The organism is Edaphobacter bradus (assembly GCF_025685645.1).
Classification (GTDB): Bacteria; Acidobacteriota; Terriglobia; order Terriglobales; family Acidobacteriaceae; genus Edaphobacter; species Edaphobacter bradus.
In genome coordinates, this window is the sequence record NZ_JAGSYF010000002.1 from 58,406 (window position 1) to 71,295 (window position 12,890).

A 12,890-nucleotide genomic window follows, 5' to 3' on the forward strand; every position below is an offset into this window, starting at 1 on the left:
TCGGTCGTAAAGCGGACATTAAGACTACATGAAAACCCTTTCAGGTTCACCTCACCTTCAGTACGGGAGTCTATTTCAGTGCGCGTTATGCCTGAGATAAAGAGGGACTTGCCGGCATCTGCATAGCTAATGGATGTTAGTTCGGCCGTCCTATTTCACCGATTGAAATAGCGCCGATTCTTCAGGCAACTGCACCTTCATTTCGTCTCGAATTTGCTCGGCGATCTTCTCTAGCGCCGCCTTGTCGTCGCCCGCTTTGTAATTGAATACCACCCCGAGCGCGCCAATCGTTTTGCCGGAGGCGTCCTGCAGCGCCAACTCATCCTCGAAGTGTTTGCCGTTCGCGCTCACCTCGAGATTGCTCTTTCCCGTCCGAATGCAACGAAGATCATCTTCGTCGCCAATCTTGCCAATGCGCCCGAAATTTGAGGCAACAATGACATTCTTGTGATGTGGCGGCGCTGCGTGGATAGCCAGAAGAAGGACTTCCGGGTGTTTTGCCAGGGCCTCATCCACTAGCTTTTGTGCGAATGGTGCGGGAGTCGTATACGAAGGGTCCATCTCCTTCGCATCTACTTTCCGCAGACCAGAGACAGCCTGTTCCCTATTCTCCTGTGCCAGAATTTGACCAACAAAAACACTGGAGAGCGCTGCTATACAGGCCAGGTGAACTATTTTTCTCATCAATTCTCCTAATCCAGACAATCAATTTCTCCGGTAAAAGAATGAAGCGGAGATTTCATCAACATGTTCCAATCTTTCCTATTGAAGATTGCTCTCGCACATTAGTGATGGCTGAAACTAGAATGAAATTGTCTTCATTTGAGCTCTTTGAAAACTGGAAGACCGCCAGGTATTTCGCGAGCGGCCAGATAATCTTCACAAGATTCAGTGCAAAAGAGATCCTCTATAAGCGTCTTATTGGTCTCTCGAATCTTGTGGTACGGTCAATCCTTTCAGTCAGTTAGCCTGGATCGCGATTAGACGGAGTGCCAGACGTAGGGCTATAGGGGTCGGAGGGGCACCTACCGGACAATGACGGTATGCCCGGACGCGTCAAAAATCGACGATACAGACGTGCAAAGGAACCAGAGTTGGGCGTACTATGTTCGATCGAGTGACGGTCTTCTTCATTGGGTCGTGCGGGCGGAATACTGCGAAGGTTCGTTTATCTTCCAGTGAGAGTGCCGCGCCCCAGAGCCCGACATGCAAATACTGGTGTTCGGCGCACCTGCCTCGTTCTTCCTTTGAATGCCACTCTTAGACGCAACTGTGTGCAAGGAGTTGCCATGAGAGTCTTCGATCCCGTGTTGTTCATTCTACGTAAGAAGGGCACGGAGGTATGGCATGTACCTCCCGATGCGACTGTTTATGATGCCATGAAGATGATGGCGGACAAGGATGTGGGTGCGTTGCTGGTTATGGACGGCGAGCACCTTGAAGGTGTCGTTTCGGAGCGGGATTATGCCCGGAAAGTGATCATTCAGGGGCGTTCGTCGAAGGAGACTCCCGTGCGCGAGATCATGTCGGAGCCGATGATTACCATCCGCCCGGAGTGTTCCGTGGACGAGGCCATGCGGCTCATCACAACACATCGGGTCCGTCACCTTCCGGTGGTCTGCGACGGCAAGGTTCATGGTGTGATCTCGATTGGAGACCTGGTGCAGTGGATCTCCTTCGCGCAGGATCAGACCATTGAACAGCTCGAGAATTACATCGAAGGGAAATACCCCTGCTAGATCGTCGCCCGCGGCTCTTGCACGGATTATCCGAGGTTGTGTGTCGCCTCTACGATAACGTTCCAGAGAAGTGCCGGGTAAACGCCAAGCAGAAACACCAGACCTGTCAGAGCGGCCAATGCCAGAGCTGCCGGGATGGACAAGGGAAGTGTACCCGGGTCTCCTGCCGCGATGTGCTCCGCAGGCTGGGAGTACATGACGACGATGATGCGAAGGTAGTAGAAAAGACCGATCGTGCTGCTAACGACAAGGGTAAAGAGAAGCACCCAGCGGGATTGTGAAGCGCCTGCGATAAGGACATAGAACTTGCCGAGGAATCCTGCTGTGAGCGGAATTCCGGCGAGCGAAAGAAGCATGGTGGTGAACGTGGCTGCGACGAGCGGCCTCTGCCAGAAGAGCCCACGGAAGCTATCCAGCGAAGCAGCTTCCCATCGCGTGCCCGAGAGGACGGTCATGGTGCCGAAGGCGCCGAGGATGGTCACCATATAGGCCGCCAGGTAGTAGGTGGCTGCCGAAGCTCCGAGTACTCCACCTGCGAGCAACGCAACCAGAAGATAGCCCATATGCGCAATGGACGAGTATGCGAGGATCCTCTTGACGTTAGTCTGCCGCAGCGCGAGAAGATTACCCGTCAGCATCGAAGCGATGGCGATGATCGAGAGGACAAGGCCCGGCGCTCCGGCCAGCCCCCCAACCTCCGAATGAAACCAGCGCAAGAGCAATGCAAACATGCCACCTTTCGATATGGTGGCGATAAACGTAGTGACCGGCAAGGGCGCGCCCTCGTAAACATCCGGCGTCCAGAGGTGAAAAGGGACAACTGCCAGCTTGAAGCCTACCCCCGTGAGGGTGAGCGCCAAGCCTGCGAGGAAAAGAAGTGAGCTCGCTTGCCTGGTTGAATGAGTCATTGCAGTGAATTGGGAGAGTTCCATGGTCCCTGATCCCGAATAAATGAGAGCAAGACCAAAGAGCAGAATGGATGAGGACGACGCGGCCAGAATCAGATACTTGATCCCCGCTTCGACGGCCCTCTCAGTGCGAGCGTATGCGATCAACGTGTAGAGCGCCACACTCAACAGCTCAAGACCAAGGAAGAAGGACGCGAAGTTTCGGCTGGCCACAAGCACCATCGCACCCGTCGTTGCGAGCAGTACGAGGAGGTAAAACTCCTCACGATGTTCCTTGCGCCGATCCAGGTAGTCGTAGCCGAGCAGAAATACAAATGCCGTGGCGAGGAGGAGAATCGCCACATAGATAAGGGAGTAAGAGTCAAAGATAAAGAAAGCAGTGACCTGCCGCGGCACAACGGACGACGCAAAGGGCAGGCTCGCGAGCGCCACAAACAGGCCGATCAATGAAATAGCGGCGGCAGCCATGTGACTGCGCCGGATAGCAATTGAGAGCATCAATAGAACCGCAGTTACCGAAACGATCAGCATCGGCAATGATGCGGTAAAGTCGGCGTGGCTCATTCTTTATCTCCTGACCAGCTCCTGTGGAAGTGCGCTTTGCTGCGCGGTAGCGAGGCTTGGACGGATGGCGCGCAGAACCGGCTGCGGATAGAGGCCTATCCAAACAAGGCAGATCATCATCAGGCCAAGGGCCGCCCATTCGCGCGGCCGCATGTCCGGCAGTCTCCAATGATGCCGGTTGGGGCCTTGAAACGCGCCTTGCGCAAACCTCAAACCGTAGAGAGTGGCGGCGAGAAGGCCGAGGGTAGCGACAGTGGCGAGACCAACATTCGCCCGGTATGTCCCAAGCAGGACGAGAAATTCACCCACGAAGTCCCCCAGCCCTGGAAGCCCGAGTGAAGCCATAGCAAATACAAGGCCCGCCCCACTGAGCACCGGCATGGTCTCCCACAGGCCTCCCATCTGCGATATCTCGCGCGTATGCAGTCTTTCCTGAAGCAGGCCAGCAAGAATAAACAGGGCACCCGTGCTGATTCCATGACTTATCATCTGGACCACGGCGCCTTCGAGGGCGATTTGATTTCCGGCGAAGACTCCGAGCAGCACGAACCCCATGTGACTCACGCTGGTGTAAGCGACGAGGCGCTTGAGGTCGGTCTGGCCGACGGCGAGCACCGCACCATAGAGAATTCCGATCACGCCAATGGTCATCATCAAGGGAGCCAGCTCATGCGACGGACCTGGAAAGAGCGGCAGTACAAAACGAATCAGTCCGTATGCTCCCGTCTTCAACAAGAGCCCCGCCAGCACGACGCTTCCCGCAGTGGGAGCTTCTGTGTGCGCATCCGGGAGCCAGGTGTGAAAGGGGAATGCAGGCAGTTTCACCGCGAACGCAATGAGAAACCCAAGCATCAGCAGACGGGCCGCGCGAGGCGACAGAGTTGTCTGGAGCAACTGCTCATAGTCGAAGGTGAAGACGCCGGTTGACTGGTAGTGAAAAACCGCCAGCGCAACGATCGCAATCAACATCAACAGACCACTCAATTGCGTGAAGAGGAAGAACTTTGTCGACGCATAGATTCGCCTCTCGTGTCCCCATATGCCGATCAGGAAGTACATCGGCACCAGCATCAACTCCCAGAACAAATAGAAGAGAAGGAGATCTGTTGCAAGAAAGACGCCCGTGATGCCAGCCAATACCCAGAGCAGGTTGAAGTGAAAGAAGCCGACTCGCTCCTGAATCTCAGTCCAGGAACAGAGGACCGCCATAACGCCAAGGAAGTAGGTGAGCAGAAGTAATGCCAGGCTTAGCCCATCGATTGCAAGGTGGATGTGGATGCCGAACTGCGGAATCCAGGCGACGTTGCATTCCACAAACCAGCGCTCCGGCGTGAACTGCGATCGGCCTGCGCGGGCCATCCAGACCCCGAGGCACGTTGCAAAGTCTGCCAGCACGCTGACGACAGCAATCCAACGCGCCACAACCGTGCTTCGACGTGCAACGATCCAGGATGCGATGCCGCCGATAATCAGAATCACGATGAGACTCGGGAGAATCATGCGAAACACCTCAACGAGCAAAGAATGCAATTGCGAGGATCACTGCAGTGCCCATGGCAAGACCGGTTGCATACCAGCGCACGCGTCCGGTTTGTGTCAACCGCAACGCACGGTAGCTTAGTACGGTCATCTGCGCTAAGCCGTTGACCGGTACATCCGCCGGATCGCTCGCGCTCTTGCGGGCGAGCCACTGGAACGGCCGGACGAACAGCCGGTCGTACATCCAATCAAATCCCCAACCGGCGAGCCACAATTGCTCGAGGATATTCTGCGCGGGCTGCCGTGAACGCTGCGGCCCAAAGAGCAGGTACGCCAAACCGAGGCCGAGTGCGAACACTGTGCTGGCACAGAGCGCGGTGATAGTCTCCGTAATCGGGCCTATGTGCACTTCCTCGAGCGGCGGCAATACGCTGCTTAGAAAGTTGGAAAACGCGGGCACTCCGCCAAAATGTGGAGGTGTATCCACATATCCGCCTACAAGCGACAGAACACAAAGCACAGTCAGCGAGACGCGCACCGCGAGGCCACTCTCTTCGCGAACTTGCGACTGCTGCGGACCATAGAAGGCCAGCAGGATCATCCTGAAGGTGTAGAGCGAGGTGAGCAGAGCACCGGTCATCCCGGCAATCCAGAACCAGGCACTGCCGTTTGGGCCGGCCCACGATTGCCACAGGATGAGGTCCTTGCTGAAGAAGCCAGCAGTGATGAGCGGCAGGCCTGCCAATGCTGAGCCGCCGATTACGAACGACCAGAAGGCAAGCCGCAACTCGGAGCGGAGCCCGCCCATGCGGTACAAGTCCTGCTCGTGCACAGCATGGATGACTACGCCAGCGGCCAGAAAGAGAAGCGCCTTGAAGAAGGCATGCGTCATGAGATGGAACATGGCAGCCGACCACGCCCCCAGTCCAAGCGCGAGGAACATGTAACCGATCTGACTCATCGTGGAGTAGGCCAGCACTCGCTTCATGTCACGCTGTGCGAGCGCGCAGAAGGCCGCGAGCAACATGGTGGCAGTCCCGATGATTGCCACCGCGAGTTGAACGGGAGGCGCAAGGGAGAAGAGCGTGTGCGTGCGTGCGATCAGATACACGCCCGCAGTCACCATGGTCGCGGCGTGAATCAGGGCGCTTGTGGGTGTGGGGCCTGCCATGGCGTCCGGCAGCCATGTCTGGAGCGGCAACTGCGCGGACTTGCCGACCGCTCCGCCCAGGAGCAACGCCGTCGCCACCACTGCAATGCTGCTGCCCGGGCTCCATTGCGCTGCGGCCCGATGCATCAGTTCCTGAATATCCAGCGTTCCCAGACGGGTAAACAGGAGGAACAGTCCGAGCGCAAAGGCGGTATCACCGCACCGCGTTACGATGAAAGCCTTGCTGGCAGCCCGCACGTTCTGCGGTTCGCGATACCAGAAACCGATCAGCAGAAAGCTACACAGTCCGACGCCCTCCCATCCCAGATACAGCAACAGCAGATTGTTCGCCAGTACGAGCGTGATCATCGACGCCACAAAGAGGTTCATGTAGGCGAAGAAGCGCGCATACCCGTCATCGTCGCGCATGTATTCAACCGAATAGAGATGAATCAGGAAGCCGACAAAGGTGACGACCAAAAGCATGATGAGCGAAACAGGATCGAGATAGAAGGCGATCTCAGGGCGAAATCCGCCGCTCTCCATCCATGTCCACAAGTGTTGGACGTATACGTTGCCGACCGGCGAGTGTGTGATGAACTCCGCGCCAACCAGTAGAGTAAGTGCCGCAATGAGTCCAATCGAGCCAGCACCGATGACTGCGACCACGCGGCGCGGCAGATTGGAGCCGAACAGTCCTAGCAGGACAGCACTGGCGAACGGAATGGCGACGATCAGCCACAGCAGTTGAAACATATCAACCTCTCAACTCGCTGGCAGCGTCCACATCCAATGCAAGCTGCTTTTTGTGGTAGAGGAGGACGAATGCCAATCCAACAGACACCTCGGCGGCGGCCATGGCGAGAATGAATAGAAACATGACCTGGCCGTCAGGTTGTGCCCAGCGAGACCCCGCAGCGACGAATGCCAGACCGCTCGCGTTGAGCATGATCTCAATGCACATGAGCGTGAAGATGAGATTACGCCGCGTGAGAAGTCCCGCGAGACCCAGCAGGAACAAGATCGCTGCGAGAATCAATATGTGCTGCATCGGTACTGGTGACATGTTGTTTCTCCTCTCCCGCAATGGCATGGCGTCCCAGATGAAATGCTCCGACGAGGCCCGCCGTCAATAACAACGACGCGAGCTCCACTCCTATCCAATACCCCCCGAACAGTGACATGCCAACCTGCTTTGGGCTCACTATGTTCATGAGGGAAGGCGTGCTGAACGATGTTGCGGTGCAAAAGACCAGTTCTCCCAGCAGGATCAAAGCAAAAAGTGCAGGTCCGAACCAGTTTTTTGGCTTCAGCCACTCGCGTTCCACTTCCATCGCATGCTCCGCCAGATTGAGCATCATGACGACAAACACGAAGAGCACCATGATGGCTCCCGCGTAGATCATGATTTCAAGCGCCGCGACAAATGGTGCGCCGAGCGCGTAAAAGTCGGCAGCGACTGCCAGCAACGACACGATCAGATAGAGCAGCGCGTGCACCGCGTGCCGCTGTGTGATGGCAAGCAACGTAGCTACGACTGCGAGAGTACCTGCAAGATAAAAGAGTAGGACCATGAAGTTTCCTCAGGGCATCAGGTTATGGATATCGACTGGCTCGAGTTCGTTCTCGGCCTGTCCTTTGTCTTTACCGCCTATGGCAACTCCCGCGACGCGCCAGAAGTTGTAGTCGGGATACTTTCCCGGGCCGTCTATCATCAGGTCCGCCTTCTCGTACACAAGATTTTGCCGCTTGTACTCGCCCATCTCGGTATCCGGTGTCAGTTGAATTGCGTAGGTAGGGCAAGCTTCTTCGCAGAAGCCACAGAAGATGCAGCGGGAAAAGTTGATGCGGAAGAATTCCGGATATCTCCTGCCATGCTCGTCTTCCGTTGCCTGGAGCGAGATGCACGCCACCGGACAGGCCACAGCGCAGAGGTTACAAGCGACACAGCGTTCTCCACCGTCGGGGTCACGGGTGAGAACAATGCGGCCCCTGTACCGGGGCGCGAGATAGGCCTTTTGTTCCGGGTACTGAACCGTCACACGCCGTGCAAACGCGTGCCGGAAGACCTCCCATAGAGAACGCACCAAGCTGAGCACAGAAACGCCTCCCTTCACCTTCGGGCTAGCACGACCGCTCCAGTCACGAGAATATTCACCAGAGCGAGAGGCAGCATTACCTTCCAACCCCAGGACATAAGCTGATCAAATCGCGGCCGGGGAAGCGCCGCGCGAAACAGGATGAACAGACAGATGAAAAACATTGTCTTTACGGCGAACCAAATCGCAGGCGGGAGCACGGGGCCGAGCCAGCCGCCAAAAAATAACAACGAAATGGTTGCCGAGACGAGAATGACGCCAATGTATTCGCCGACGAAGAACATGCCGAACTTCATGCCTGAATATTCGGAATGAAAGCCCGCAATCAATTCGCTTTCTGCTTCTGCAAGATCGAAGGGAAGCCGTCGCGTTTCGGCAACTCCCGCGATCAGGAACAGGACGAAGCCGAGGAATTGAGGAACCACGAACCACAGTCCGCGCTGCGCTTCGACGATGTCCGTAAGACGGAATGAGCCAGCCAGAATGACGGTGCCGAGAAGCGAGAGCCCCATGAAGACTTCATAGCTCATCATCTGCGCGGCGGCACGGATGCCCCCAAGCAGCGAGTATTTGTTGTTAGAAGACCAGCCGGCAAGAACGACGCTGTAAACGCCCAACGACGACATCGCCAGAAGGAAGAGAACCCCGATATTGAGATCGGCGATCACGAATCCTGGAGCAAAGGGCACGACCGCGAACGAGATCAACGCGGTAGCCACAACAATCGCAGGCGCGAGGACAAAGACTGGTTTGTCGGCGAACGGTGGAATCCAGTCTTCTTTGGTAAAAAGCTTGATCGAGTCTGCAACGATCTGCCCCAGGCCGAAAGGTCCAACCCGGTTTGGGCCATATCGGTCCTGCCACAGTGCAAGCAGACGGCGTTCAACCCAAATCAGCCCCGCCGACAGATTGAGAACTACGAACAGGACAACACCAATGATGATCAGAGGGAAAAGAGTTGTTCTCATGACGCACCTCTCGCCAGGAGTTCGGCTCCAGATGGCGTGAGCTTGCAGAAGACCGGGAGTTGTATGCCGTCGAACAGAGACAGTCCTGCAGGTACGCCGGCCAGGCCACGCGGCAGGTCGGCACGCAACACAACCTCCAACTCAAACTGGGAGTCTTCGACAACTACCTTGATCGACTCCCCAGATTTCACGCCAACCATAGCAGCTTCCGCCGAGTTCAACGCTAGATAGGGACGCGGGAGAAGCTGCGCGATACCCTGCGCATGCCGACTGAGTTCCTCTGAGCCGAAGATATGAAAGATAGGGATGAGAAGCCATTCCCCCGATTGCGACCTGAAAGCGGGAGGAATTGCGGAAGAATACCGCCAGTCTGATTTCAGTGCCGGTTCGATCAAACGAACTCCGGGGTCACCACCACGTAGTGGCCCTCCCATCTCGCTCTGAAATTTGTTCACTGCTTGCACCGAGTTCCACCCAGGCGCCCAGAAAAACGGAATCAGCGAAGGCGGTACCAGATTCGGACCAGTTTCCATGGAGAAGGCCAGCGCGGAATCGGGGTCGTCAGGCGGCTTGGGCTCGTTCACGCTGATGTTGGCGAGCATCGCGGTGCGGCCGCTATACCGGCTCGGTTCACGAGCAATCTTGCCAACTGCACTGCGCGGTGGGGCGACTTTTGGAACGGCTTTGAGTGCGTCTATCTCTGCGGCCATCGCCGTGGTGAGGTCGTCAAGACCCTGCCATTGAACCTCGCTCTTGCCTGCCGCCACGGAGCCTTCACGCAACCATCGCCAGCTCGCCTGCACGTCAGTGCTGGGGTCCAGAGCCTGGAAGTACCGTTGTGCGCGTCCTTCGCTATTCACGAGCGTGCCATCCGATTCGGCGAAGGTGCCAGCGGGCAGCACAAGTTCGGCCGCTTCCGTAGTGGCATTCCCAAGATGATCGAGCACGACCAGATGCCGGACGCCACGCAGCAACGACGTTACTTCGTTTGCAGAGGCGCGGCGGAACAGATCGTTCTCAAGGACAATCAGCGTATCGACTGATCCGCTGTTGATCGTCCGAAACGCCTCGGAGAGCGGTCGCGGCTCCATCAATGAAAGGCCAAGGCTATTGCATTCCGGTGTAGTGAAACTGAGGCTTGCCGGACGACCTGACTTACATAGGGCCCAGGCAATTTGTGCCGCGGCTTCAATGACACTCTGGCTGCGGCAGCTCGCACCTGAGGCTACAAGAGGACGTTGAGCGTCAAGCAAGGCTGTAGCTATATTGGCAGCCATCAACTCCAACTCTTTCTGAAGCCCTGCCACTGCAGGGGCCGTCGTGTCGATCGCATGCGCGACGGCGAAGCCCAGTCGCGCCAGATCGTCCGGCGAAGCGTGATAGGTAGCCGCCGCGATGTCATCTAGCCTCGTTGCATACGGAGAGGCAATGAAGAGCGGCCCCTTCGCGTCCTGCACGGCCTCTCGCACCGCGTGGTCAAGCCATTCGGGGATGTGCAGGCCGGCGGCAATACGCATGGGTGCCTGGCGTACGGACTGGCGCAGTCGCAGCGCCATGATCGGCGCGACGTTCGTGAGATCCTCGCCGACCACAAACACGGCATCCGAATGCTCCACCTCATCGAGTGAAGGAGACCGCGCCGGCCCCTCGCGCAGGATGCGGATCATGGCTGAGAACAGCCGCGCCTCTTCGTCGGGGACTCCGGCGAAGAATCGATCCGGGCCAACCATTGTGCGTAACGCAAAGTTGGCTTCCAAGGAGGCTCGCGGGGACCCGATACCTACCACATTGCCTTCGCGAAGGACGGCGCCGAATCGTTCCAGTGCCTCGCCTTTTGTGACCGATTTACCGTGAACAAGTGGGTGGCGAATGCGCAGGCTGCTCTCGACGAATTCATAGCCGAACCGGCCACGATCGCAAAGAAAATAGCCGTTAACTTCGTGATTGTAGCGATTGACCACGCGACGGAGCGCGTCGTATCGCTCGCCGACTGTAATGTTGCAACCGAGTCCGCAATGTATGCAGATGGAAGGCGCCATCTGGAGGTCCCATTTGCGCGTGTAGTGGCGCTTGAGAGTCGCATCCGTAAAGACACCTGTTGGACAGATCTCCACCAGATTGCCGCTGAACTCGTTCTCTAAGACGCCGTCTTCGTGCCGCCCATAGTAGATGGTGTCGCGCAGATGAAATGCATTCAGATCGTGGCCGCCTGCGTATTCGCGATAGAAACGCACGCACCGCTGGCACTGGATACAGCGGTCCATCTCATGATTCACCAGCGGGCCCAGATACTGGTTGCGAAAAGTTCTTTTGCCGAAGCTGTAAACGCGTTGCCGGTGGCCAGTCATCACCGTCATGTCCTGAAGATGGCATTCGCCGCCTTCGTCACAGACCGGGCAATCGTGCGGGTGGTTCTGCATCAAGCCCTGAATGACCGCCGCACGAAAAGCTGCAGCCTCGGTATCGGCAATCGAGATGCGTATACCCTCTACGGCCGGTGTCATGCAGGCCATCACGAGCTTTCCTGTGGTGTCCTGCTCATTGCGAAATTGCTTGATTGCACACTGGCGGCACGCTCCCACTGATCCCAGAGCAGGATGCCAACAGAAATAAGGGAGGTCATAGCCCAGCGAAAGACAGGCGTGAAGAAGGTTCTGTTTGGGGTTAGCCTGCCTGGGCTCATTGTCGATAAAAATAGTCGCCACGGTCATCTCCTCCACGGACACCGCTGTTCATCGACGTGCCGCCGAAAATCGTCGGCGAAGTACTTCAATGCGCTCTGAAGCGGTTCCACTGCTCCGGGAGCAAGCGCGCAGAATGTGTTGCCGGGAGCAAGGAACTTCGTCTGAAATGTCAGTGTTTCGAGATCGCGTGCGCTTCCCTTGCCTTGCTCCATCGCGTACAGAATCTTTTCCGTCCACGCGAGCCCGCTCCAGCACGGCGTGCACCAGCCGCAGGATTCCTGTGCAAAGAAGTGCTCGAGGTTCCACACCATGCCGACGGGACACGTCTGGTCATCCAGCACAATCATGGTTCCGGTGCCCAGGCGGCTTCCCGCTCTCTGCACGTGTTCGTAGTCCATGGGCGTGTCTAGATGTTCCTCCACCAGAAAATCAGTCGATGCTCCGCCAGGCAGGACCCCGCGGAAGTGCAGGCCGTTACGCATTCCTCCTGCGTGTTCCTCCAAGATCTCCCGCAGCGGTGTACCCATTGGAAGTTCCCAAAGCCCCGGCCTCTTGACCTTGCCACTGGCACCGTAGAGCTTCGTGCCACCGTCCTGGGTCCGGCTCAGGCCACGGAACCAGTCGGTCCCGTGGTTCACGATGTGATGAACATTGCAGAGCGTCTCTACGTTCTGGACGACGGTCGGCTTTCCCCAGAGCCCTGAAATCTGCGGAAACGGTGGCTTCGTTCTCGGGTGTGCCCGCTTGCCTTCGAGCGCGTTGAGCAGCGCGGTCTCCTCACCGCAGATGTAGCGGCCTGCGCTGGCATGAAGGTGGATCGCGAGGTTATAGCCTGACCCGAGAATGTTGCGTCCGAGGTAATTGCTTGCTTGCGCTTCGGCGATTGCTCGGGCAAGACGTTCGTAGGAGCACTCGTACTCCCCCCGCAGAAATATATAACCGATGTCGGCCTCAATCGCATAAGCCGCGACGATCATGCCCTCGATCAACTGATGTGGATCGCGTTCCATCAGCGCGCGATCTTTGAACGTACCGGGCTCCATCTCGTCGGCGTTTGCAACCAGATACTTTGGATGCGGTGCGTCTTTTCCCAAAGGTACAAAGCTCCACTTCATGCCGGTGGGAAAGCCCGCGCCTCCCCGTCCGCGAAGATTGGACCTCTTCACTAGTTCAATCACTTCTGCCGGCGCCATGAGCATTGCTTTGCGAAGACCTTGATAGCCTCCGCTGCGTTCGTACTCTGCAAGGCTTACTGCCTCTTTATCGGCTCGAAAGTTCCCAGTCAGAGGTTTATCCATA

The 12,890-nt window shown here is 57.1% G+C and carries 11 protein-coding genes; 1 reads left to right on the top strand and 10 read right to left on the bottom strand.

Annotated elements, in window-relative coordinates:
- Window positions 1–150: 150 nt before the first annotated feature.
- Window positions 151–684, bottom strand: a complete 534-nt coding sequence (locus OHL16_RS06430; protein WP_263366290.1) for a hypothetical protein — start codon at window positions 682–684, stop codon at window positions 151–153.
- A gap of 605 nt (window positions 685–1,289) precedes the next feature.
- On the opposite strand from OHL16_RS06430, the gene OHL16_RS06435 reads away from it, so the two are divergent.
- A complete protein-coding gene (locus tag OHL16_RS06435) occupies window positions 1,290–1,739 on the top strand; it encodes a CBS domain-containing protein (protein ID WP_263366291.1) in 450 nt (149 codons plus the stop codon).
- Window positions 1,740–1,765: 26 nt separating this feature from the next.
- Here the strand turns inward: OHL16_RS06435 and OHL16_RS06440 are convergent, their stop codons facing one another.
- The 9 genes from OHL16_RS06440 to nuoF are packed head-to-tail and all read right to left on the bottom strand — an operon-like array spanning window position 1,766 to window position 12,889.
- Complete coding sequence (locus tag OHL16_RS06440) at window positions 1,766–3,211, bottom strand: NADH-quinone oxidoreductase subunit N (protein WP_263366292.1); 1,446 nt, start codon at window positions 3,209–3,211, stop codon at window positions 1,766–1,768.
- A gap of 3 nt (window positions 3,212–3,214) precedes the next feature.
- A complete protein-coding gene (nuoM, locus tag OHL16_RS06445; protein ID WP_263366293.1) occupies window positions 3,215–4,711 on the bottom strand; it encodes an NADH-quinone oxidoreductase subunit M in 1,497 nt (498 codons plus the stop codon).
- Window positions 4,712–4,721: 10 nt separating this feature from the next.
- A complete protein-coding gene (gene nuoL, locus OHL16_RS06450; RefSeq protein WP_263366294.1) occupies window positions 4,722–6,596 on the bottom strand; it encodes an NADH-quinone oxidoreductase subunit L in 1,875 nt (624 codons plus the stop codon).
- 1 nt (window position 6,597) lies between these two features.
- Window positions 6,598–6,933: an NADH-quinone oxidoreductase subunit NuoK gene (nuoK, locus tag OHL16_RS06455; protein WP_317891041.1), complete on the bottom strand. Its 336-nt coding sequence runs from the start codon at window positions 6,931–6,933 to the stop codon at window positions 6,598–6,600.
- Window positions 6,821–7,414 carry an NADH-quinone oxidoreductase subunit J gene (gene nuoJ / locus OHL16_RS06460; RefSeq protein WP_317891042.1) on the bottom strand — a complete coding sequence of 198 codons (594 nt, stop codon included), beginning with the start codon at window positions 7,412–7,414 and terminating at the stop codon, window positions 6,821–6,823. Before nuoJ ends, nuoK begins: the two co-directional genes overlap by 113 nt.
- Before the next feature lie 9 nt (window positions 7,415–7,423).
- Entirely contained in the window at window positions 7,424–7,939 is a 516-nt protein-coding gene (nuoI, locus tag OHL16_RS06465) for an NADH-quinone oxidoreductase subunit NuoI (RefSeq protein ID WP_263366297.1), read from the bottom strand.
- 14 nt (window positions 7,940–7,953) lie between these two features.
- Entirely contained in the window at window positions 7,954–8,907 is a 954-nt protein-coding gene (gene nuoH, locus OHL16_RS06470; protein ID WP_263366298.1) for an NADH-quinone oxidoreductase subunit NuoH, read from the bottom strand.
- Window positions 8,904–11,618: an NADH-quinone oxidoreductase subunit NuoG gene (gene nuoG, locus OHL16_RS06475; protein WP_263366299.1), complete on the bottom strand. Its 2,715-nt coding sequence runs from the start codon at window positions 11,616–11,618 to the stop codon at window positions 8,904–8,906. The genes nuoH and nuoG overlap by 4 nt, the downstream gene beginning before the upstream one ends.
- Entirely contained in the window at window positions 11,615–12,889 is a 1,275-nt protein-coding gene (nuoF, locus tag OHL16_RS06480; RefSeq protein WP_263366300.1) for an NADH-quinone oxidoreductase subunit NuoF, read from the bottom strand. The genes nuoG and nuoF overlap by 4 nt, the downstream gene beginning before the upstream one ends.
- Window position 12,890 lies beyond the last annotated feature (1 nt).

Coding starts and splice junctions, on each gene's coding strand:
- OHL16_RS06430 (WP_263366290.1), bottom strand. CDS start 684: ATGAGAAAAATAGTTCACCTGGCCTGTATAGCAGCGCTCTCCAGTGTT.
- nuoM (WP_263366293.1), bottom strand. CDS start 4,711: ATGATTCTCCCGAGTCTCATCGTGATTCTGATTATCGGCGGCATCGCA.
- OHL16_RS06435 (WP_263366291.1), top strand. CDS start 1,290: ATGAGAGTCTTCGATCCCGTGTTGTTCATTCTACGTAAGAAGGGCACG.
- nuoF (WP_263366300.1), bottom strand. CDS start 12,889: ATGGATAAACCTCTGACTGGGAACTTTCGAGCCGATAAAGAGGCAGTA.
- OHL16_RS06440 (WP_263366292.1), bottom strand. CDS start 3,211: ATGAGCCACGCCGACTTTACCGCATCATTGCCGATGCTGATCGTTTCG.
- nuoJ (WP_317891042.1), bottom strand. CDS start 7,414: ATGGTCCTACTCTTTTATCTTGCAGGTACTCTCGCAGTCGTAGCTACG.
- nuoK (WP_317891041.1), bottom strand. CDS start 6,933: ATGCCATTGCGGGAGAGGAGAAACAACATGTCACCAGTACCGATGCAG.
- nuoG (WP_263366299.1), bottom strand. CDS start 11,618: ATGACCGTGGCGACTATTTTTATCGACAATGAGCCCAGGCAGGCTAAC.
- nuoL (WP_263366294.1), bottom strand. CDS start 6,596: ATGTTTCAACTGCTGTGGCTGATCGTCGCCATTCCGTTCGCCAGTGCT.
- nuoH (WP_263366298.1), bottom strand. CDS start 8,907: ATGAGAACAACTCTTTTCCCTCTGATCATCATTGGTGTTGTCCTGTTC.